The following is a 22,954-nucleotide window of genomic DNA, read 5'->3' on the forward strand; positions in this document are numbered from 1 at the left end:
CTAATCTAATAATGGGAATACATACATATTAATTTTTTATATAATAAGTTTGCTAAAATCAAATGAGAGTTTATATTATTTGATAGAAAAACAGAAATGAGGAGGCAGGGAAAATGCCTGAGCAACACACAAAAGGGGATACGAGCACGATTGTGCTAGAAAAAGAAAATGAGCATTTAACGCCTCAAGAATGCGATATTCTTGGCGAAATTGCAAATATATCATTTGGTTCAGCTTCGACTGTATTATCAACGATTCTAAATAGGCAAGTAAGCATTACTGCTCCTCGCATAGAGTTGGTAGATTTATATGATTCAAGAGATGTCGAAGTTCCACATGTTGTATTAAACATTCATTTTACAAAAGGATTAGATATGGAAAACCTTCTTGTCCTTAAGCAAGATGTTGCATTGTCCATCGCTGATTTAATGATGATGGGAACAGGTGAAGTGGAGGACGGAAAAGAACTTGGTGAATTAGAGCTAAGTGCTGTACAAGAAGCGATGAATCAAATGATGGGATTCGCAGCTACATCTATGTCGGAATTCTTCCAAGATACAGTAGATATGTCTCCGCCGACGATTAATGTTGTAAAGTTATCAGAAGAAATGGAGAAAATCTCTGAAATCGATGGGAATCATACGATTGTTAAAGTGTCGTTTGATTTAAAGATAGATAATCTTGTAAACTCTAAACTTGTACAAATTGTTTCAGTTGAGCATGCGAAACAAATGGTCAATAAATTAATGCAATTATCTGGTGGAGTAGAAGAAAAAGACGAGACAGCAGAAGTAGTGGAAACTGAGATTGTAGAAGAAGTTGAAAAAGAGCATTTAACACAAGAAGAGAAAGATGTGCTTGGTGAAATTGCAAATATTTCAATTGGTTCCGCTTCAACAGTATTGTCAACGCTTTTAAATCAGCCAGTTACAATTAGTACACCAAATGTGGAAGCAATCAATGTTCGTCATTATGATGGAGTACCAGTGCCATTTGTTATTTTAAATGTTGACTTTGTTGAAGGGCTAAAGAATGAGAATGTATTCGTATTTACGAAAGATGTCGCCTTAACAATGGTAGATTTAATGATGATGGGAACAGGGGAAGTTAATCCGGAAAAAGAGCTTACTGAATTAGAACTGAGCGGTATTAAAGAAATTATGAACCAAATGATGGGGCACGCTGCTACGGCGATGTCAGAAATGTTCCAAGAAAAAATGGACATGACGCCGCCAAATGTTAAATTTGTAACGTTAAAAGAAGAAATGGAGTATTTGGGAGAGTCAATGGAAGTGGACGAACTCGTTCAAATTACGTTCAATCTTGAAATTGGCGATCTGCTTCAATCGAAAATGTATCAAATTTTGCCGATTTCTGAAGCGAAAGAAATGGTAAGGCGACTTCTGTATCCAATGGTGGAAGAAGAAGAGATTGCAACAGAAGAAATTAAAGAAGAAAAAATTGTAGAACCAGTTGTGCAACCAATTGAATTTAAAGAAGTAAAACAAATGGAACCAGTATATATGGACACATCCATTCTACAAAATGTAGAAATGAACGTGAAATTTGTATTTGGAAGTACAGTGAAAACGATTCAAGATATATTAAGTTTACAAGAAAATGAAGCAGTTGTACTAGATGAGGATATTGATGAACCAATTCGTATTTATGTAAATGATGTATTAGTGGCGTATGGTGAACTTGTAAATGTAGATGGATTTTTCGGAGTAAAATTGACGAAATCACTATAAGGCATTGAAATAGGAGTTTGAACTAGTAGATGAAAAACGTAAAGTTTTTTCTAATGAGTTGGCTATGCATACATGTGTGCTTGTTCTTCCCCTTGCAAAGTCAGGCTGAGGAACAAATTGAGCCAGATCAAAAAATAAATGAAGTGAATGTACAAGAAGAAAATAAGGAATCTCAAGAACCGCCAGAGCAAGTGGAAACGAGACAAGATGAAGAGAAACAAAAAGAAGAGAAACAAAAAGAAGCAGAACAACAAGAAGTAGCAAATAAACAATTGAGTGAAAGAAAGATAGAAACAGAACAGGGAATTATTACAGTAAATAAGCTGGAGCTTAAAGTTGGCGAAGAGGTGCGAATTGCTGTAGAACCAAATGGGAAAAACATTCAAAGTATGAAAGGTATATTGCAGTTACAAAAAAATGGCGAGCAATATGCGCAAGAAAGAATGTTATCTTTTGAGTATGATGAAGAAACGAAGAGCTGGGTTGCTAACTATAAAGCAGGGGATTTTGATTTGCAAGGTGATTGGAATCTTCAGCTCGTTCAAAGTTACAAAGAGAATGAGAAAGAAGAGCTCATAAAAAATGAAGTGAAAGTCCCGCTCATTCGTATTAAAAATGAAACGCCAACTATAGATAAAGAATTGCCAAAGTTACAGAAAGTTACTATTGATGAAGTAAAGGAGAACTTAGTTGAACGAAAACAGGGAGATTCTATACATATACGAGTAAAAGCGTCGGATATAGAATCAGTTGTAAAAGAAGTGCGCGTTACATTAAAAGGGAAAGAAAATAAAGAGCTTTCCTTTTTATTAGACTACAACAAGCATGATATGGATTGGCAAAAAGTATTTGAAATAACAGAAGCATTGCCGGCTGGGCCATATGAATTACTTGTAGAGATAATAGATGCAGCAGGTAATAAACTTGTTGAGGAAAGTGAATATACCATTTCTGTTTTGGCGCCAAAAAACGAAGATGATAAAAAGATAGAAGAGAAAGAGAAAGAGAAAGAAGAAAAATTAGATAATAAACTAGAAAATGAATTAGAAGATAAGAAAGAAAATGAGAAGCAAGAAATTCCGAAAGTCAAAAACCCGCTTCCAGAAGAAAATTTGCCAGTTGTTCAAATTCCGAAGCAAGATGAGATAGTAAATAAGTTTATAAAAGAACCGTTGAAAGAGAAAGAGGAATTTACTTACGTTATAAAAGAGCCGTTCGAAGACAACAAGGAAGTACATAAGGCGAAGGACCGAAAAGAGAAAAATAACAAACAAGTTGCCTCTAAAAAGAAAGAACAAAAAGAAGAACCGAAAGACAAGAAAGAAGAAAAAGGTGAACAGGGAGTGCAAGCTTCTGATGTGTTTACTATCATGTCAGGTTTATTCGTACTGTTTTTAGTTTTAAAGAGTAATAAAGAATGGGGCTAATTATTTCATAGTAGTGGAGGCGCTTAAATGGAGATTAAACGTACGACAATTGAAGATAAGGCGTTACAACCATTAAAACAGCCTGCAGCTATTTCGGAGCATGAAATCCAGAAAGAACGAAAGCGTAGCAATTTAGTCTTTACTGGACAGTCTAAAATTATTTCGAAAAATAATGAAATAGGTATTTTACTTGCAAGTTTAAGTGATGGAAAGATTATGAAGGAAATGCTTTCTAAAGAGATGGATACAGTGTTACAACTTTTTAAAAAGTTACACACGTTATCTGGAGAAGGAAAGCAATCAGAAAAAGTATTTGAACAAGTAATTAGAAGCCTGCAAGGACTTATTAAGCAGGCGCATATAAAAGAACTTCCTTTGTTAGATGGAACATATGATTTCGCTGAAGTACAACTATCATTTGGTAGAAAAGTACATATTCCGTTATTAGATGTGAGTGCACTTATCTCTAGAGTGGAAAGTGATTCTTCAGAAGGAAATATAAATTTGATGGTAACGGTTATTACTGCTTATATAACGAAATTGTCTAACGAAACAATTTTAATTAGCGTTACAGACCGCATTGCTAAAGATCGGGATGTAAGTGTATGGAGAGCGCTTGCGGAAATGAACATGACACAATTGTCACAGGTGTTGAAACATACGGTGCAAGAACATAAATGGTCTATGACGTTTCTTTTTCTCTTTATATGGATTGTCGGTATTATTTTAATTCGAGTTATGTAAAAAGGTCGTCACTATATTGTGACGACTTCTTTTATATTTTTTCGTAGAAGAATGTATCAAATCGCTGAAGATTGTAACGTTCGGGTGTTAAAATTTGTTCCGTACTACCAACAAATAGTACACCGCCTTTTCGTAAAGAACGACTAAATTTTTCATAAAGTTTTACTCTTGCTTCTTCTGTAAAATAAATCATTACGTTACGACAAATAATCAAATCATAATTTGTATCGAACGACTGCATTAAAAGGTCGTGCTGTTTGAACGTAACGTTTTGTTTAATGTTTTGATGCAATGAATATATATCATTCTCTTTTGTGAAATGACGTTCTTTCAAATCATTAGGTAATTCCTTCAGAGAACGTTCTGTATATTGACCGCGTTTTGCGGTTTCTAAAATATGAAAATCAAGATCTGTTGCTTGAATTTCAAAACGAAATGGAGCTAGATGCTTTGATAAAATTAAAGAGAGTGTGTACGGTTCTTCACCAGCAGCGCAAGCGGCACTCCATACCTTTAATTTTCCGCTATTTTGTTCGAGTAATTTTGGTAGTGCTTTCGACTCTAAAGTTTGCCAGCGTTCTTTATTTCTAAAAAACTCTGAAACGTTAATTGTAATATAGTCAATAAAATTTAAGAATAAATTTTGATCAGCGCGTAATTTGTTTAAAAAATTAGTGTAGTTTTCGAAGCCTTTTCTCGAAATGAAAGCATCGATTCTACGGCGCATTCTATCTTGTTTATATGAAGCGATGTCCATATTGAATTGTTGTTTAAAACTCGCGATAAAATGATCATAATCTTGTTCAATTATCATATTTACAATGGGCACAATAATGATATTGTGCCTCCCCCTTTACATCATACGAATTTTTTGTTCAAAGCTTTTTTTCATTTGCTTTTCATGTAATCCTGGTAAATCATAAATGACAGCATCAATACCTGCTTCTTTTGCAACATCGACAGGGATGACAGATGTATGTTTGTCCCCATTATAAAAACAGAGAACTAAATCAGTGTCTTCAATAATTTGTTTAACAAAAAACATATAATCTGATCGGTAAATGGAGTCAGAAGGATGATCGAAAGCAACATATTCGGCTCCGTGTTTTTTTAAGTAATCAACGACTTCTTGAAATTCATCTGTTATTGCTTGCAATGGTTGCAGCGTGTAAAGGCATAAATTTTGAGCGAGTCTTTCATTCTCAACGAAAAAACGAAGAACCTCATTTTCAATAGATTTATAACATAATATGTAAATTTTATGTTTGTGAGCATAGTCAGTTAAAAATTTTTTAATTTCTTCTTGATCTAATGCTGTTAATTGATTTGAACCACAAAGGAAAATATTCATAGAATTGTGCCACCTCATGCTAAATTGTAACATATCTTTTATAAAAAATAACTGCAAAATATTACTGTTCAGAGTATAATTATAAATAACTGGATTTTACGATTAAGTTTAGGAAGAAATAAAAAAATAAATAGGTGATATATATGCTACGTTCTATCTCGCATAATCCAATTTTATCGCATATACCGCCTGCTACTCAAATGCCGAAAGAAGCAAATGTCAGGACAGGACTTGCATTTTCGGATAATTTGCATGCAGATCCGAAAAAAGATAAATTACTAGAACAAATGGAAGCGTTTGTCGATAATATTGGAGAAATTAAAGAGAAAATTGAAATGGAATTAACGCTTGATAATGTAATGGAATACAAAAATACAGTAAAATCATTTTTGAATTTCTACGTTGATAATGTATTGCAGTATAAAGATGTCATGTCTCGTCACCCGCGTTACGGATATTCACAGAAAATGACGATTGTGAAACAGGCAGAAATGGGATTGAATGAATTAGAAGATGTGATGAATTTAATTAATACGAAAACAGGACATTTAGAAATGTTAAATCAAATTGGAGAAATCCATGGTTTAATTGTGAATTTAGTCTTGTAAAAGGAAGGAAGCTATATGTACATACAATTATATGAAAAACTCGTTATTATTCAAAAAGCGTATGAAAATATTCAAGCGCTTGGAGAGCAAATATATGAGAATTTAAAAAATAAAAATGTAAATGCAGTTCAAAAGTTACAAGTAGAGCAATTGCAGTACATTGATGGTTTAAAAGGGTTATCAAGCTCATTTGAAGAAATGGTTGTTCATTTCTGTAAAGAACAAGGAGTTGAATCGTTTCGTGTAAGTGCGTTATTTTCGTATTTTTCTCAAGAAGAAATTGAAAAAATGGAAGAATTACAAAAAAACGTAACTGAATTAGAAGAGAATGTAAAAATGATTCTTTTGAAAAATCAATATTACTTAAACGTACTATTAAAAACTACAGAAAGTATTGTGGATTCTGTTTCTGAATATAACTTAGAGCGAAACAATAATTCGCAAATCTTTATGAACGAACTATTGTAAAGGAGAAGTGAAGCTTTATGAGATTATCTGATTATAATACACCGCTATCAGGCATGTTAGCGGCTCAAATGGGGTTACAAACAACGAAACAAAACTTGTCTAACATTCATACACCGGGTTATGTGCGTCAAATGGTGAATTACGGATCTGTTGGAGCAAGCAATGGTCATACGCCAGAACAGAGAATTGGTTACGGTGTACAAACGCTAGGTGTTGACCGTATTACTGATGAGGTAAAGACGAAGCAGTTTAATGATCAATTATCTCAGCTCTCTTACTATAACTACATGAATTCGACTTTATCACGTGTAGAGTCTATGGTTGGAACGACAGGAAAGAATTCATTATCTAGTTTAATGGACGGTTTCTTTAATGCCTTTCGTGAAGTGGCGAAAAATCCAGAACAACCAAACTACTACGATACATTAATTTCTGAAACTGGGAAGTTCACAAGTCAAGTGAATCGTCTTGCGAAAAACTTAGATACAGTGGAAGCACAGACGGCAGAAGATATTGAAGCGCATGTTAATGAATTTAATCGTCTTGCTGCTAGTTTAGCAGAAGCGAATCATAAAATTGGACAAGCAGGTACACAAGTGCCGAATCAACTTTTAGACGAACGAGATCGCATCGTTACAGAGATGTCTAAGTATGCAAATATAGAAGTATCTTATGAATCTATGAATCCTAATATCGCGAGTGTTAGAATGAATGGTATTTTAACAGTAAATGGACAAGATACATATCCACTTCAATTAAATAAAGAAAAAGACCCAATGTCAGTTGAGATTTACGGTTCAGAAATCAATGTAACTAGCGGAGCGATAAAATCAGCGATTGACACGAAAGCGAAGATTGTTGATTATAAAAAAAATCTTGAAGACTTAATGAGTTCAGTGAAAAATCAAGTGAATACAGTGATGGGAAAAGATTTCTTCGTTGGAGATCATGCGAAAGATATGAAGTTAAATCCAGAATTTCAAAAAGATATTTCGAAAATGAAAATATCTGCTGAAACAGCAAATAAACTAGCAGCAATTACAGATGGAGATTATAAAGAAGGTCTTTCTTATAAACAAGCATTAGACCAATTTATAGTTCGTGTTGCATCTGATAAAAGTGCAGTAAATGCTTATCAAAAAATTCATGGGGACTTATTAGAAGGCATTCAGCAAGAAAAGATGAGCGTTGAAGGGGTAAATATGGAAGAGGAAATGGTAAATTTAATGGCCTTCCAAAAATATTTCGTGGCGAACTCTAAAGCTATTACTACGATGAATGAAGTGTTTGATAGTCTATTTTCGATTATTCGATAAGTGATAGTAATTGATTGAAAATATATAAGGAGGAGATAGAAATGAGAGTATCTACATTTCAAAATGCAAACTGGGCAAAGAATCAGTTAATGGATTTGAACGTGCAACAGCAATATCATCGAAATCAAGTAACTTCAGGGAAGAAAAACCTTCTTATGAGTGAAGATCCACTTGCGGCAAGTAAGTCATTTGCGATTCAACATTCATTGGCGAATATGGAGCAAATGCAAAAAGATATAGCGGATTCGAAAAATGTATTAACACAAACTGAAAATACTTTACAAGGTGTTTTGAAATCTTTAACAAGAGCAGATCAATTAACAGTACAAGCATTAAGTGAACAAAATGGTGAAAAAGAATTGAAAGCCATCGGTGCAGAGATTGATCAAATTTTAAAACAAGTTGTATATTTAGCAAATACGAAAGAGCAAGGCCGTTATATTTTCGGTGGGGATAGTGCAGAGAAGCCACCATTTACAGAAGATGGTACGTATCAAGGTGGACAAAATGATGTGAACTGGCAACTAAATGACGGTTATGAATTCAAAGCGTTCCGTAACGGAGAAGCGTTATTATCACCAGTTATAAAAACGTTAAAACAGATGAGCGAAGCGATGCAAAAAGGTGACCAAAAAGCATTACAACCGTTATTAGGAGAAAATAAGAAAAACTTAGATGGTATCATTAACCGTACAACTGAAGTTGGTTCAACAATGAACACAATGGAAACATTTAAAACAATTTTAAGCGAGCAAAATTTAGCGCTTCAAGAAAACCGTAAAGAAATTGAGGATGTCGATTTAGCGGTCGCAATTTCTGACTTAGCATATATAAATGCAACGTATGAAGCGACGCTTAAAGCAGTTAGTACGATGAGTAAAACGAGCATTTTAGATTATATGTAAACGAATAAGGAGTGATACAACATGGCAGGAACATTAACAGGTATTGGCGGCAGACAACAAATTTGGAACCTAGGAAATAATATGATTGATACTTCTAATCTTGTAGAACTAGAATTGCAAGCATTAAATATGAAAAAAACACCGTATACAACGGAAAAACAACAACTTACACAAGATAAACAATTATATACAAGTTTAAAAACAGAATTTAGTTCTTTTACACAAACATTTAAAAACTTAGCATCATTTAAAGGGAATGAAAAAAAAGTTACAACAACACAGGATGGCTATATTAATGTAATAGCTGATGGCGGAGCAATCTCAGGAACATTCAATATGACAATTAAGCAACTTGCGCAACGCCATCAAATTGCTTCAAATGATATTAAAATTGATGAAAAATTACCTGCAGAAGAAACATTGGAAATTAATGGGAAACTACTTAAAGTAACAACGGAAATGACTTATAAGGACTTAATTAATAAAATTAATGATGGTGACTATGGTGTTTCTGCATATACGCTTGGTGGCAAAGTATTTATGTCTGCTAAAAAAGAGGGAATGGGAGGCGAAATTAAGTTTACAAGTGAAAAATCTGATTTGTTCCAAAAAATGGGCTTATCTACAGTGGATGGTAAAGCAGTGAACGTCGTTAATGAAGCACAGGATGCAATATACAGTATTAATGGCATTGAAGGAAAAAGTGCTAGTAATACAATTGAAACACTCCCTGGTGTAAAAGTGGAGTTATTAAAAGTAACTGAATCGAAGGTATCGGACGGTGGAACTGGTACAGACACAAAAGGAATAGATTTAAAATTTACAGTAAGTGATTCAAACGTAACAGAAGCATCCAACCTTATAAAAAAAATGGTGGCAGATTATAATAAAGCGGTTTCTACAGTAGATCTTTTTGCTGGAAAAGATGGAGCCTTCCAGGGACAAGTAATTATGCAAAGTATACGCCAAGTAATGAATAGTGTTGTAACATTTTCTCAAGATGATAATTATTTATTTACTTTTGGTATCCAAATAAAGCAGGATGGGACATTAGAAGTCGATGATGAAACTCTAACAAAGGCATTAAAAGAAAAGCCAGATACAGCTAAACAATTTTTCTTTAGCTCAAATGGTTTAGGAAAAATGATGGAAGCCCCGCTTGAAAAGCTTTTCGGTGATAAAGGTGTCGTTGGGGAACGAGTAAAGAGTATAGATTCGCGTGTAAGTGATTTAGATAGAAAAATTAGCGATATTGATATGCAAAATAAACAAAAACAAGATGAAATTGTGAAAAAGTATCAAAAACTAGAAAGTACATTAGCAGCGCTTGATAGCCAACTAAAAACAATTAAAGCAATGACAAAACAAAAAAGTGATGATTAATGAAATCTAAGGAAGTGATTGTATGCAAGCATGGCAACGTTATATGCAAAATGATATTATGACGAGTAATCCGATTAAAAATACAATTTTTATTTATGAAAGATGTATTGTAGAGTTTCGTAATTTAGAAGAACTTTTACATACTTTTAATCTACAAGAAGGGGACGCACTTCTTGAAAAACTAGAACGTATTTTTGAAGAACTAAAGCTTCAATTAAATCCTGAAATTACGAAAGATTTATATGATAGCTTATATGGTTTATACGATTGGATTAGCATTCAAATTCAAACGATGAAAGTAACGCGTGAAGCGAAAGATATTGATGCAATTGTGAAAGTGTTACAAGATTTAATAGACGGTTACCGCGGAGCACTTGAAAATGAACAATGATATTTATCGGACGTTTGTCAGCTGTTTTAATGAAATCGGTGAATTGCAAGTGTCAGATGAAGAGTTTGCTGAGAAGAGTGAGATGTTAAATCGTTGGATGATGACACTAGATGAAGAAAAACGTACGCAAGTTGCAGCAGAAGTAAGCCCGTTCATTATTAAGGCAGCTCAGCATATTCGGGATAAGCAAAAGATTTTGGAAGAAATGATTATGACAAATGATGGGCGAATGAAGGCTAATTCATTTTACGGTAAATATTAATAATAACGTTTGGAAACAGATTCCCCTTTTAAAAGGGGGTCTATTCCTTCGTTTAAATAAAGAAATCCGCTGATTGAGGTTTCATTTTATGACTGTGATGAAAAAAATAGTAATCTAAATAATAGAAAAACGGATTTTAGTTTATAGTTCATATATTGAAATGTTCTTTAGATTACTATGGTATACAGTTTTTTTGCATTCTTTTTTATATTTTTGTATTTTTCTAAAGACAACAATGAAAAAATGGAATAAAATATGTAAGGGTACATAATAGTAAATATTTTAATAAACGCATATAAGAAAATAAATAATGAAGTGAAACTTCTATCAGTGGATCATTACGTTAGAAAAGAAAGGGTGTGGAATATGCCAGATTTAGTGAGTGATGTAAGCCATTATATGAATTATTTAGTGACGAAACGAAATACTGTTTCTAGTAATATTGCAAATGCGAATACACCTGGCTATAAAGCACAAGATGTAACATTTGCTGAGCAGATGAATAAAAGTAGTGCATTATATAAAAACAATGCGGCTGATTTAAAGAGCAATCCAGATTTATATCAAACGAATGAAATGCACTTGCCGACAGTAAATACGAAAAATACATATGCAAAGATTCAAACAAAATCAATGCAAACGAGTAAAGACGGAAATAGTGTGGATGTAACGACAGAAATGCTAGATTTAATGAAAACAAATCAGTTATACGGTATTTCAGTTAACGCAATTAATACACAATATGCAATTAACCAAGCGGCACGCGGACGTTAAAAGTAGAAGGAGAGACAACGGATGTTTCAGGCAATTAATGCAAGTGGCTCAGGGCTAACGACAGCGAGAAAGTGGATGGAAGTTACTTCTAACAATATTGTAAATGCAAATACGACGGCGGCTCCGGGGGCAGATTTATATGAGCGTCGTAGTGTGGTGCTAGAATCAAACAATAGTTTTGCAAGTATGCTAGATGGGGCTCCTACTAACGGAGTAAAAATAAAAAGTATTGAAGCAGACAAAACGGAAAATTTAGTGTATGATCCGACGCATCCGCATGCAAATGAAGAAGGATATGTACGTTATCCAAATATTGATGTAACTGCTGAAATGACGAATGTTATGGTTGCTCAAAAAATGTATGAAGCAAATACGAGTGTATTAAATGCAAATAAAAAAATGCTTGATAAAGATTTAGAAATCGGCCGAGGATAAGGGGGAAGATAGTAATATGAAAATCCAACCAATGTTACATACACAACCATTTGGAGCAATTCAGTCAATTGGTGCACCGAAAACTTCTCAAACATCTGTAGTTGAGGGGAAAAAGTTTATTGATTTATTGGAAGATATGAATCAAACGCAAAACAATGCGCAAACAGCAGTATATGATTTACTAACTAAAGGGGTAGGAGAAACACATGACGTTTTAATTCAGCAAAAGAAAGCTGAGTCTCAAATGAAAACAGCTGCTCTCGTACGTGATAATCTTATTGAAAATTATAAGTCACTAATTAATATGCAAATTTAGGAAAGTGGACGGGTGTGTTTAAATGGAAAAGATGAAAAATGTTATCCAATCGTTAAAAACGTGGCATAAGTTAGTAATTGGTGCTGCGCTTTTAGCGATTGTAACAGGAGCACTTTTATACTTCACCTTGCCAGATAAATATGTTGTTGTATATCAAAATTTAAATGATACAGATAAACAAGAGATTACAGCAGAATTATCCAAGTTAGGTGTCGATTATCAATTAGCGGCCGATGGTTCGATTCGTGTGCAAAAGAATGATGCTCCATGGGTTCGAAAAGAAATGAATGGGATGGGCTTACCGTTTAATTCTAAAAGCGGTGAGGAAATTTTATTAGAAAGCTCGCTCGGTTCAAGTGAGCAAGATAAAAAAATGAAGCAAATTGTCGGTACGAAGAAGCAATTGGAGCAAGATATTGTAAGAAACTTTGCGACAGTTGAAACGGCAAATGTTCAAATTACATTGCCTGAAAAAGAGACAATTTTTGATGAAGAAAAAGCAAAAGGAACAGCGGCGATTACGGTTGGAGTGAAGCGTGGCCAATTGTTAACAGCTGATCAAGTTGCAGGTATACAGCAAATGATAAGTGCAGCAGTTCCTGGTGTAAAGGCAGAAGAAGTAAGCGTTATTGATAGTAAAAAAGGTGTTATCTCAAAAGGGACAGATGAAGCACATTCTAGTAGTTCTTCTTCTTATGAGAAAGAAGTAGAGATGCAGCATCAACTTGAAGGTAAATTAAAGCAAGATATTGATGCAACGTTAATGACGATGTTTAAACCGAATGAATATAAAGTGAATACGAAAGTATCTGTAAACTACGATGAAGTTACACGTCAGTCAGAAAAGTATGGTGATAAAGGTGTACTTCGTAGTAAACAAGAGCAAGAGGAAAGTTCTACTGCGCAAGAAGGGACAGATACGAAGCAAGGTGCTGGTATTACAGCGAACGGTGAAGTGCCAAACTACGGTACGAACAATAATCAAAATGGTAAAGTTGTCTATGATAATAAAAATGGTAACAAAATTGAAAACTATGAAATAGATAAAACAGTTGAAACAATTAAGAAACACCCAGAATTAACGAAAACAAATGTTGTTGTATGGGTAGATAATGATACGCTAGTAAAACGTAGAATGGATATGACAACTTTTAAAGAAGCAATCGGAACAGCGGCAGGACTTCAAGCTGATCCAAACGGTAACTTTATAAATGGTCAAGTTAACGTTGTAACTGTTCAGTTCGATCAGCCGAAAGTCGAAAAAGAGAAAGAGCCAGAAAAAAGTGGCATGAACTGGTGGTTATTCGGTGGAATTACAGCTGGCTTATTAGCGATCGGTGGTCTAGTATGGTTCTTATTAGCAAGACGTAAGAGAAAGAAAGAAGAAGAAGAGGAATATGAAGAATACTTAGCAGAAGATGAAATTGCTGCAAGTAATGAAAGTATCTTGGAAATTCCTGAAGAAAAAATAGTGCCAGAGCCAAAACCTGAACCAGAAGAACCGAAAGAACCAACGTTAGATGAACAAGTGCAGGATGCTACGAAAGAACATGTAGAAGGTACTGCAAAAGTAATTAAAAAATGGCTAAACGGACAGTAAGGGAGGAACAACGATGTTAGATGAAATCTCCTCCAAAGAAAAAGCTGCCATCCTTATTCGTACATTAGAAGAAGGGGTGGCAGCAAAAGTCATTGAATATATGACAGCTGAGGAAAAAGAAGTATTACTTCGTGAAATCGCGAAGTTTCGTGTATATAAACCAGAAACGTTAGAAAATGTACTAGGAGAGTTCTTATATGAACTAAATGTAAAAGAATTGAACTTAGTCACTCCAGATAAAGAATACATTCGTCGCATATTTAAAAACATGCCAGAAGACGAACTGGAAAAATTATTGGAAGACCTTTGGTATAACAAAGATAATCCATTTGAATTCTTAAATTCACTTACAGATTTAGAGCCACTTCTTACAGTGCTTAATGATGAATCACCACAAACAATTGCAATTATCGCTTCTTATATTAAACCGCAGCTTGCGTCTCAATTAATTGAGAGATTGCCAGATCATAAACGAGTAGAGACGGTAATGGGTATTGCGAAGTTAGAACAAGTTGATGGTGAATTAATTAATCAAATTGGTGAGTTGTTAAAATCGAAATTAAATAATATGGCATTCAGTGCAATTAATAAAACTGATGGCTTGAAAACAATCGTAAACATTTTAAATAATGTTTCACGTGGTGTTGAAAAAACAGTCTTTCAAAAGCTGGATGAAGTCGATTATGAGTTATCTGAGAAAATTAAAGAAAATATGTTCGTCTTTGAAGACTTACTTGGTCTTGAAGATCTTGCGCTTCGCCGTGTATTAGAAGAAATTACAGATAACGGTGTTCTTGCGAAAGCACTTAAAATTGCAAAAGAAGAAATTAAAGAGAAATTATTTACATGTATGTCTTCAAACCGTAAAGAGATGATTCTAGAAGAATTAGATGGCTTAGGACCGCTTAAGATGACGGATGCTGAAAAAGCGCAGCAAACGATCACTGGTACAGTGAAAAAGCTAGAAAAAGAAGGAAGAATTATCGTTCAAAGAGGTGAAGAGGATGTCCTTATTTAAAAACAGAATTCCGAAGAATTCTGTTTCTTTTTCTGAAGAAACGTATGAATTACAATTTCCAAAACCAGCTTCAGTTCAAATAGAAGAGGAAGAATTACAAGCTGATCATGCAGAACTTCGCGCCCAGCAAGAATCGTTACATATGGAAATGAATCAGCTAAGGCAAGAGAAGCAAATGCTAGAACGAGAGCGGCAGCAGTTATTACAAGATAAAGAACAATTTCAAATGCATATTCATGAACAAATGGAACAGATGGAAGCAGCGCGTGTGCAGTTTCAAAAAGAACAACAAGAAACAGCATATGAATGGACAGAGTTATTATGGGATCAATCTTTTCATCTAGCAGAAAAAATCGTGAATCAAGCGGTAGATTCACGATCGCTTGATGTGTTACCTATTTTAACTGGCATCGTGCAAACATTGCCAACTTCGTTTGAAAAATTAATCATTACAGTACATCCAGAAACGTTTGAACGTATTCAAGAAGAGAAGGAAAATACGAAAGAATATTGGTTACTACAATTAGTAGAATGGAAATATGATTTCTCCCTGCAGTTTGGTGAATTTGTTCTGGAAGAAGAGAAAGAGTTCTTTGAATTTAAATTTGCACCTATATTTGCGAAACTTCGTCAGAAATGGGAAGAAGAGAAGTTATTTGAGGAGCAAAATGTATGAGCCGTCTGTTAATGAATGAGAACGAAAAATGGAATAAGTTCATTGAAACACCGCTGTATACGAAAGTAGGCAAAGTTCATAGTGTACAAGAACAGTTTTTCGTAGCAAAAGGGCCGAAAGCGAAGATCGGAGATGTTTGCTTCGTTGGAGAGCATAAGGTCTTATGTGAAGTGATTGCCATTGAAAAAGAAAATAATATGCTACTTCCATTTGAACAGACAGAAAAAGTATGTTATGGAGATTCAGTGACTTTAATTTCAGAAGATGTTGTTGTACCACGTGGTAATCACTTGCTCGGAAAAGTGTTAAGTGCAAATGGTGAAGTGTTAAATGAGGAAGCTGAAAACATTCCATTACAGAAAATTAAACTAGATGCACCGCCTATACATGCATTTGAACGTGAAGAGATTACCGATGTATTTGAAACAGGAATAAAATCAATTGATTCTATGCTAACAATTGGTATCGGTCAAAAGATTGGTATTTTTGCTGGGTCAGGTGTTGGTAAATCTACTTTACTTGGAATGATAGCAAAAAATGCAAAAGCTGATATAAACGTTATTAGTTTAGTAGGAGAACGTGGCCGGGAAGTAAAAGACTTTATTCGAAAAGAGTTAGGCGAGGAAGGTATGCGAAAAAGCGTCGTTGTTGTAGCGACGTCAGATGAAAGTCATCTTATGCAACTTCGTGCCGCGAAACTCGCAACGTCTATTGCTGAATACTTCCGTGACCAAGGCAATAACGTATTACTTATGATGGACTCTGTTACTCGTTTTGCCGATGCACGAAGAAGTGTTGATATTGCTGTTAAAGAGTTACCGATTGGTGGTAAAACACTGTTAATGGAAAGTTATATGAAGAAGCTGTTAGAACGGTCCGGGAAAACACAAAAGGGATCTATAACAGGTATTTATACGGTGCTTGTTGATGGGGACGATTTAAATGGCCCTGTACCAGATTTAGCACGTGGTATTTTAGATGGACATATTGTATTAAAGCGTGAGCTTGCAACGCTTAGTCATTATCCTGCAATTTCAGTATTAGATTCAGTAAGTAGGATTATGGAAGAAATCGTGTCGCCACATCATTGGCAACTTGCAAATGAAATGAGGAAAATTTTATCAATTTATAAAGAAAATGAATTGTATTTTAAGTTAGGAACGATTCAAGAAAATGAAGAAAATGCTTATATTTTTGAATGTAAAAATAAAGTAGAAGGTATAAATACATTTTTAAAGCAAGGTCGATCGGATAGTTTCCAATTTGATGATATCGTTCAAGCGATACACCATATAGTATAAGGCCTCTGCCTAAGAGGTCTTATTTTTTTGTTTTTTAATATTTCACAGATTTTTTTGGAAAAAAACTATATAATAGAAAAAGAGAACGTTATAATAGGAAGGGGCTATGAAAACAGGTGGATAAACAGCAGTACGACACAATAAAATTGCAAATAAATCAAGAAAAAGAACATATTTTAAAAGAAGTGTATGAATTAACAGCTGAAAAAAGAAAAATAGAACAAAAAAAAGAATATGATTTATATGTTGTGAAATCGCGTAGTAAAGTCGTACAAACTGGGCAACGTATTATGGCGGGCATGCTTTCTTCACATACGTTTTCACCTGAAAGAATAGAAGAATGGAATCGAAAAATTAAAAAAACGGAAGGTTTTATTCAAAAAAATGAAAGCCTTTTAGAGCAAGTAAAAGAAAAAGAACGTGTCATTGATGAGATGTATCAAGAAAATTGTAAAAAGCTTGCGAAAGCACAAGAAAAGCTGGAAGAAAAAATGCTTCTGGATTTGAAAATGTGTATGAATGGATGAGGTGAATGTAGTGATACAGTCTGTATTACCGGTGCAACAAAGTTTACCTCCGCAAAAAGAAAAAGGGCTAGAAGTACAATCAAAAAATGAAGATTCTTCATTCGATCGTACGATGAGAATGGAAAATAAAAAACAGCCGCAAACGGAGAAAACGAAACGAGAAGAAGCACCACCAGAAGAGAAAAAAGATTATATTCTTTCTAAAAAATCGGTAACAAAAGAAGAACCAAATGTAAAGAAAGAAGAAAAAAAAGAGACAGAACAGTTGTTATTAGCTGTATCTGAGCAAATGGTTGCAATTGAGCAATTACATGTGCAGCCGGAATTGTTATATCAATACATACAAAAAATACAAGAGCTATATAAAGAATATGGCAATATTAAACTTAATGAATTACCTGCAGCTGAATTACAACAATTACAAGAACTTCTTTCAAATATGAATATCAAAAATGCTATATGTTTAGAAGATACAATGCAAATGGTATTAAACAAAATGAAGATGCCAGAGCAAACGATGCAAGCATTGAAAGTTGTAGAAACCGAAACTTGTAATATTGCAAAGGAACAAGAAGAGTCTAAAGAGGTAGATCTTCCAAAACTTGAGAGCGATGATGCAAAGGTAGAGTTGCCAGAGGTTGATGCATTAAATGATTCGAGCTCTGCAGGTGCAGAGTTATTAAATAAAACGACGAGTACCGAACAAATAGGGAAATCAAATAGTGGTGCTGAGAAAGTTTCATTACCTGACTTAGGAAAGAAAATGGAAGCGCAAGTAGAAGCGCTGCAAAAATTTGTAGTGAAACAAGAACGTGTTTTATTCCAGTTAAATCCAGAAAAACTTGGTACATTAACAGTGTTTATGAAAAAACACGGAGATCAAATTGACGTTCACGTAGAAATGGAAAAACACGATGCGAAAAAACGTGTTGAAATCATTTTTGATGAATTGAAATTAAAGTTAAAAGAAAAAGAAATCAATATTCAAATTAGCTATTCAGATAAAGATGAAAATCGTAAAGAACAGCGAGAACAAGAGCAAAGGCAAAAACAGAAATTAGCAAATACAAATCATGAAAAACAACAATCAACAGAATTTGCGGGATTATTGGAGGAATAAAGCGTGCCAACAGTTGGGTTAAATACAACGAGTACAAATCATATTCCGTTACAAGCAGGAGCGCAAAAAAGTAATGTACCTGTTAATGGTGTACAATCGCCAGTGCAACAAAGTAATGGAGTTTCGGCAGGAGCGCAAAAGACTCCTGGGGTAATGGGGAAAGATGATTTCCTAAAATTGTTTTTATCAAGTTTTCAACATCAAGATCCATTTAATGCGATGGATATGAATCAAATGATGAATCAGACAGCACAGTTATCTCTTATGGAACAAGTACAGAATATGACGAAAGCAGTAGATAAGCTGCAATCAACGATGTATTCAACAGCACTTGATGGTGGAATGAAGTTTTTAGGTAAATATGTAAGAGGTGTTGACGGTGACGGAAACAAAGTAACCGGTCAAGTAGAAACGGTTCGCCTTGCGGAAAATAACGATGTACAGCTCGTTATTAACAATAAAGTTGTATCTCTTCGTTTCGTTGAGAGAGTGTCTGATAAACCGATTGGAGAAACAAATCCAGAAGACGCAAAGAAAGACGATCAAAAAGTAACTGAAGAAGTAAAAAATACAAATTCATAAGGAGTGTCCATACGTTATGATTAAAGCGTTATATACAAGTATTACAGGGATGAATGCAACACAAAATGCATTAAGTGTAACTTCAAATAATATTGCCAATGCACAAACAGTAGGTTATAAAAAACAAAAAGCAATGTTTGATGATTTACTATATAACAATTCGATTGGTGCAAAAGGTGACGGTAAATATGCAGGAACGAATCCGAAAAGTATTGGTAACGGTGTGAAAATGAGTGGTACGGTTACGGATTATAGTGATGGTACAATTACGTTAACAGGTGGCAAAACACAAGCCGCAATGGAAGGTAATGGTTTCTTCGTTGTAGGTGATTCAAAAGGCGGAAATATGGAATTTACTCGTAAAGGTACGTTTGGGATATCTTCAGATTACTATATTACGAATACTGAAGGTCAATACGTATTTGCATACCCTGCAAATGAGGCAACCGGTGAAGTTGATTTATCTGGAATTCCAGGACCGTTGCAAATTCCAATGGGAACAGCAATTGGTGGTATTCGAACATCGAAAGGGACAATTAAAGGGAATATTCCAACTGGTGAAAAACAAATTACACAAGATTTACCTGTATATGATAATGCAGGGAATACATGGACAATGCGTGTAGAGTTTAAACAAACGAGTGAACATAATTATACATATAAAGTACAAATGCGTAATGACTCGAAAAAAGAAACAGAGTTTAAGGATGTTCCAGGTGCAGGTGGTAATATGACATTTGATGCTGTTGGAAATCCAAATCCGAAAGAGCAAGGAGCAAATATTCCATTTGACGGTGGCTCTATAAAATTAGACTTAAGTCATTTAACAAACCATCCAACAGATAAAACATTATCAGTAACAGACGTAGATGGTAGAGCAGCAGCGACGGTTAAAGATTGCTTCATTGCTGACGGTGGATATGTGATGGTAAAATATTCTGATGGAAGTATGAAATCTGCAGGTCAATTAGCTGTTGCGATGTTCCCGAACGAAGGCGGACTAATGAAAACAGGTAATGGTAACTATACAGCGACGAATACAACAGGTATTTTAGCTCTTGGTGCATCTGGTCAAAACGGTGCGGGTAAAGTACGTGGTGGTGCACAAGAAGGTGCAAACGTAGATTTATCTGTAGAGTTCGTTGACTTAATGTTATACCAACGCGGATTCCAAGGAAATGCGAAAGTAATTAAAGTTTCAGATGAAGTATTAAATGAAGTTGTAAACTTAATTCGATAATATATCGTAATGAAAAAATGTAATGGAGTAGAAAGGGTTTTTTATTCGTATGACAAGACAAGAGCGAATTTTACAATTGCCTTTTTTCGAAAATAAACGTGAACTTGCCGAGCAAGTATTAAAAATAGAACGAGAAGAGCATGTATATTTACCAGATCAATTTGAAATTAAGCAAGTGCCTCCGTATTCATTTGGCGAAAAACAAGCAATCATTGGCCGTATCCATGAGTTTTATTTCATAAGTGTTGGTAGCGATAGCGTTTGGAAGTATCAACTGTTTAAGGATGAGATGAAGTGTCGTGAGTTTTTTGTTATGTTGCCAAATATTACGGATCAGCAGATAGCGTTTTGGTTTAATAACATAGAGTTATTGAAAGGTTCTTAAAAGCACTTTTTAGGTTTTGAGAGAGGACCTGGCGATGTTTTGGAGCGGTTAGTGCCTAATAGAGTCCCGACCGATGTGTAAGACCAGAGATATGTAGCGTTACTAGAGTAGTGTGGTAGTGTAAGAAGTGGTAATATAAAATAGTTTTAAGTTAATTTAAGGTAGTTGTAGTATACAATTAGACTGAATTTCTATAAAAGGAGAGGTGAGGAGGATGGCGCAAAATAAGTATCGCGTTACATTCATTTCGCCGAGTGAGGTTGAGCAGCGGACTGTAATGGCGGCGAATAGTTTGCCAGATTTAATTCGTAAAGTAGAGAGTATTATTGCAGATCCAAACGGTTATTTTGTGAATGATAAAAAAAATAATTGTTATTTTAAAGTGATTAAAGAAAATGTTACGTTTATTCAGTATGAGTTACTATTTTCGGATAAGGAAATTCATATTGAAAAATTAAAACATATAGCACCAGTAGTATTAAAACGATTATTCGAAAAAATAAATGACCCGGAATTATATGCACTCGCGCTACTGGATGTTGATATAGCAACGAAAGAATATGTGCTAGCAGAAATGAATTCTGAGCTGAGAATAAGAGTAGAGACCGAGCTTTCGAAAAAATGGGAAGCAATGCCGACGGAAGTTGTAGGAGCACAAGAAGTGTTATTAGAGGCACTTGCTTCGTTTATACAAGATTAATTGTTTTTTTATAAAATGAATCGTTCGACTATCTATATTTTTTATATAGGTAGTTGACTTTTTCGCTTTTATAAAGCTTAATAATTAGATATACGGAATTAATGGAAGGGGAGCGACACCTTTATGTCACAAGCACAAAGTATTTTATTAGAAAGCGGAACAAATGAATTAGAGATTGTTACGTACACTGTTGGTGAAAACCTATTCAGTATTAATGTAATGAAAGTACGTGAAATCATTAATCCATTCCCTGTTACAACTGTGCCAGAATCTCATTATGCAGTTGAAGGTGTTGTTCAAGTACGTGGTGAAATTTTACCTGTTATTAACTTGGCAATGGCTCTTAATTTAAAGTCAACAAAGCCACTTGATCAAACGAAATTTATCATTTCAGAATTAAACCAAATGAAAGTTATTTTCCGCGTTGATGAAGTGCATCGTATTCAACGTATTTCGTGGGAACAAATTGATGAACCAGCTTCATTATCTATGGGACTAGAAGAAACGACATCTGGTATTGTAAAACTAGATGGCAAAATCATTTTACTATTAGATTATGAAAAAATTGTATGTGAAATTAGCGGCACTGGTTATGACAATAAATCAATTGCAGGGTTAGAACAAAAAACAGATCGAGCTGAAAAAGTAATTTATATTGCAGAAGATTCAGCGATGCTACGCCAAATATTAGAAGAAACATTATCATCAGCTGGATATACGAAAATGAACTTCTTCAGCAATGGTGCAGAAGCGTTAGCGCAAATTGAAAAATTAGCGAAAGAGCAAGGCGAAAAAATGTTTGAACATATTCACTTGCTAATTACGGATATTGAAATGCCAAAAATGGATGGACATCATTTAACGAAAGTGGTTAAGGATAGTGAAGTAATGAATCGTTTACCAGTCATTATTTTCTCTTCATTAATTACAAATGAATTATTCCATAAAGGTGAAGCTGTAGGAGCAAATGCTCAAGTAAGTAAGCCAGATATTCAAGAGCTAATTGGTTTAGTTGATAAGTTAGTACTTTAAAAGTTTCTATTTAGCCGGAATAGAAACGCTAGCCAAGTGTTGAGCGGTCAGTGCTTAATAGAGCCCTATGTGATGTTGAGACCAGACATATGGAGTGGTTATAGGTAAGTAGAAGAGCTGGTGTATAACATTTTTCTATTTAGTAGGAATAGAGGAACTACTTATGTAAGGAAGTTTTCAGTGCTTAATAGAGTCTTATGCGATGTGAGTTCAGAGGTATGAAGTAGTTTTAGGTAAGAAGAAGTGAGACTTCGATTGAGAATTTGAAGACTGGGTTTATAACTCTATTCTGTTAGAGAGAGGAAGGAATTAGCCAATGCTACATATGGCTAATTCCTTTTTGGTATTCTATATTTTAAGCTGGTAGAAAAATGAAAGTTTTCTGGAGTGTTTGGTGCTGTATGTATGAAAATTCTTCATTTGAAGATTTTTGATTTAAAAATATAAAAGAACGTATTTTCGATGGTTATTTTATTAATATTTCGTGGTAACGCAAATTTTTTCGGTGAAAAAATATTCAAAATACCATATAATATAATTAAATGTAATTAATATGCAATTTTGCATATTAATAAAAAACATTTTCCAAATTTTTATACTTTCTATACATTTTTGTATGTTTATTATTTGACAGATAATTTC

Annotated in this window: 26 protein-coding genes; 24 read left to right on the forward strand and 2 right to left on the reverse strand. The window is 34.3% G+C overall.

What is annotated here, in order from left to right:
• The first annotated feature begins 113 nt into the window (after positions 1–113).
• From JFU02_RS27650 to JFU02_RS27660, 3 genes are read left to right on the forward strand one after another with little or no spacing between them, the layout of a single operon-like run.
• Positions 114–1,751: a flagellar motor switch protein gene (locus tag JFU02_RS27650; protein WP_098838403.1), complete on the forward strand. Its 1,638-nt coding sequence runs from the start codon at positions 114–116 to the stop codon at positions 1,749–1,751.
• A 29-nt stretch (positions 1,752–1,780) separates the two neighbouring features.
• On the forward strand, positions 1,781–3,178 hold the full coding sequence (locus JFU02_RS27655; RefSeq protein ID WP_098838404.1) for a transglycosylase: 1,398 nt from the start codon (positions 1,781–1,783) through the stop codon (positions 3,176–3,178).
• Between the two features lie 27 nt (positions 3,179–3,205).
• On the forward strand, positions 3,206–3,922 hold the full coding sequence (locus JFU02_RS27660; RefSeq protein WP_098838405.1) for a hypothetical protein: 717 nt from the start codon (positions 3,206–3,208) through the stop codon (positions 3,920–3,922).
• 31 nt (positions 3,923–3,953) lie between these two features.
• On the opposite strand, the gene cheR is transcribed toward JFU02_RS27660, so the two are convergent.
• Positions 3,954–4,736, reverse strand: a complete 783-nt coding sequence (cheR, locus tag JFU02_RS27665) for a protein-glutamate O-methyltransferase CheR (protein WP_000582875.1) — start codon at positions 4,734–4,736, stop codon at positions 3,954–3,956.
• Between the two features lie 39 nt (positions 4,737–4,775).
• Positions 4,776–5,273: a flagellar motor switch protein FliG gene (locus tag JFU02_RS27670; RefSeq protein ID WP_001020110.1), complete on the reverse strand. Its 498-nt coding sequence runs from the start codon at positions 5,271–5,273 to the stop codon at positions 4,776–4,778.
• A 143-nt stretch (positions 5,274–5,416) separates the two neighbouring features.
• Between JFU02_RS27670 and JFU02_RS27675 the strand changes: the two genes are divergently transcribed.
• The 21 genes from JFU02_RS27675 (at position 5,417) to JFU02_RS27775 (ending at position 22,312) form a co-directional block, all read left to right on the forward strand.
• Positions 5,417–5,881: a YaaR family protein gene (locus tag JFU02_RS27675; RefSeq protein ID WP_000946323.1), complete on the forward strand. Its 465-nt coding sequence runs from the start codon at positions 5,417–5,419 to the stop codon at positions 5,879–5,881.
• Between the two features lie 15 nt (positions 5,882–5,896).
• Positions 5,897–6,349 (forward strand): hypothetical protein, encoded by a 453-nt coding sequence (locus JFU02_RS27680; protein WP_098223387.1) that lies wholly within the window; start codon positions 5,897–5,899, stop codon positions 6,347–6,349.
• A 17-nt stretch (positions 6,350–6,366) separates the two neighbouring features.
• Positions 6,367–7,665, forward strand: a complete 1,299-nt coding sequence (flgK, locus tag JFU02_RS27685; protein WP_098838406.1) for a flagellar hook-associated protein FlgK — start codon at positions 6,367–6,369, stop codon at positions 7,663–7,665.
• Positions 7,666–7,706: 41 nt separating this feature from the next.
• Positions 7,707–8,570, forward strand: coding sequence for a flagellar hook-associated protein 3 (locus JFU02_RS27690; protein WP_098532928.1), 864 nt, complete (start codon positions 7,707–7,709; stop codon positions 8,568–8,570).
• A 21-nt stretch (positions 8,571–8,591) separates the two neighbouring features.
• Entirely contained in the window at positions 8,592–9,953 is a 1,362-nt protein-coding gene (locus JFU02_RS27695; protein WP_098838407.1) for a flagellar hook-associated protein 2, read from the forward strand.
• A gap of 22 nt (positions 9,954–9,975) precedes the next feature.
• Positions 9,976–10,344, forward strand: a complete 369-nt coding sequence (locus tag JFU02_RS27700; protein WP_016077910.1) for a flagellar export chaperone FliS — start codon at positions 9,976–9,978, stop codon at positions 10,342–10,344.
• Entirely contained in the window at positions 10,334–10,606 is a 273-nt protein-coding gene (locus tag JFU02_RS27705; RefSeq protein WP_141539114.1) for a flagellar biosynthesis protein FlgG, read from the forward strand. The genes JFU02_RS27700 and JFU02_RS27705 overlap by 11 nt, the downstream gene beginning before the upstream one ends.
• 315 nt (positions 10,607–10,921) lie before the next feature.
• Positions 10,922–11,380 carry a flagellar basal body rod protein FlgB gene (gene flgB, locus JFU02_RS27710; protein ID WP_481748755.1) on the forward strand — a complete coding sequence of 153 codons (459 nt, stop codon included), beginning with the start codon at positions 10,922–10,924 and terminating at the stop codon, positions 11,378–11,380.
• 21 nt (positions 11,381–11,401) lie between these two features.
• Positions 11,402–11,815 (forward strand): flagellar basal body rod protein FlgC, encoded by a 414-nt coding sequence (gene flgC / locus JFU02_RS27715; protein WP_000484680.1) that lies wholly within the window; start codon positions 11,402–11,404, stop codon positions 11,813–11,815.
• Between the two features lie 16 nt (positions 11,816–11,831).
• Positions 11,832–12,131 (forward strand): flagellar hook-basal body complex protein FliE, encoded by a 300-nt coding sequence (gene fliE, locus JFU02_RS27720; RefSeq protein ID WP_000701672.1) that lies wholly within the window; start codon positions 11,832–11,834, stop codon positions 12,129–12,131.
• Between the two features lie 22 nt (positions 12,132–12,153).
• Positions 12,154–13,731 carry a flagellar M-ring protein FliF C-terminal domain-containing protein gene (locus JFU02_RS27725; RefSeq protein ID WP_098838408.1) on the forward strand — a complete coding sequence of 526 codons (1,578 nt, stop codon included), beginning with the start codon at positions 12,154–12,156 and terminating at the stop codon, positions 13,729–13,731.
• 13 nt (positions 13,732–13,744) lie between these two features.
• On the forward strand, positions 13,745–14,749 hold the full coding sequence (fliG, locus tag JFU02_RS27730) for a flagellar motor switch protein FliG (protein WP_000883364.1): 1,005 nt from the start codon (positions 13,745–13,747) through the stop codon (positions 14,747–14,749).
• Complete coding sequence (locus tag JFU02_RS27735) at positions 14,736–15,425, forward strand: FliH/SctL family protein (protein ID WP_016082179.1); 690 nt, start codon at positions 14,736–14,738, stop codon at positions 15,423–15,425. Before fliG ends, JFU02_RS27735 begins: the two co-directional genes overlap by 14 nt.
• On the forward strand, positions 15,422–16,726 hold the full coding sequence (fliI, locus tag JFU02_RS27740; protein WP_097981822.1) for a flagellar protein export ATPase FliI: 1,305 nt from the start codon (positions 15,422–15,424) through the stop codon (positions 16,724–16,726). Before JFU02_RS27735 ends, fliI begins: the two co-directional genes overlap by 4 nt.
• 116 nt (positions 16,727–16,842) lie before the next feature.
• A complete protein-coding gene (locus tag JFU02_RS27745) occupies positions 16,843–17,253 on the forward strand; it encodes a hypothetical protein (protein WP_000360860.1) in 411 nt (136 codons plus the stop codon).
• A 10-nt stretch (positions 17,254–17,263) separates the two neighbouring features.
• Positions 17,264–18,373 carry a flagellar hook-length control protein FliK gene (locus JFU02_RS27750; protein ID WP_050844814.1) on the forward strand — a complete coding sequence of 370 codons (1,110 nt, stop codon included), beginning with the start codon at positions 17,264–17,266 and terminating at the stop codon, positions 18,371–18,373.
• A 3-nt stretch (positions 18,374–18,376) separates the two neighbouring features.
• Positions 18,377–18,955 (forward strand): flagellar hook assembly protein FlgD, encoded by a 579-nt coding sequence (locus JFU02_RS27755; RefSeq protein ID WP_001143460.1) that lies wholly within the window; start codon positions 18,377–18,379, stop codon positions 18,953–18,955.
• A gap of 16 nt (positions 18,956–18,971) precedes the next feature.
• Positions 18,972–20,195: a flagellar hook protein FlgE gene (locus JFU02_RS27760; RefSeq protein WP_000588320.1), complete on the forward strand. Its 1,224-nt coding sequence runs from the start codon at positions 18,972–18,974 to the stop codon at positions 20,193–20,195.
• Between the two features lie 49 nt (positions 20,196–20,244).
• On the forward strand, positions 20,245–20,580 hold the full coding sequence (locus tag JFU02_RS27765; RefSeq protein WP_000198166.1) for a DUF3964 family protein: 336 nt from the start codon (positions 20,245–20,247) through the stop codon (positions 20,578–20,580).
• Positions 20,581–20,794: 214 nt separating this feature from the next.
• On the forward strand, positions 20,795–21,280 hold the full coding sequence (locus tag JFU02_RS27770) for a hypothetical protein (RefSeq protein ID WP_000068302.1): 486 nt from the start codon (positions 20,795–20,797) through the stop codon (positions 21,278–21,280).
• Positions 21,281–21,403: 123 nt separating this feature from the next.
• Positions 21,404–22,312 (forward strand): chemotaxis protein, encoded by a 909-nt coding sequence (locus JFU02_RS27775; RefSeq protein ID WP_098838409.1) that lies wholly within the window; start codon positions 21,404–21,406, stop codon positions 22,310–22,312.
• The last annotated feature ends 642 nt before the right edge of the window (positions 22,313–22,954 follow it).

The sequence above is a fragment of the Bacillus sp. TH13 genome, assembly GCF_016651175.1.
Taxonomy (GTDB): domain Bacteria; phylum Bacillota; class Bacilli; order Bacillales; family Bacillaceae_G; genus Bacillus_A; species Bacillus_A thuringiensis_S.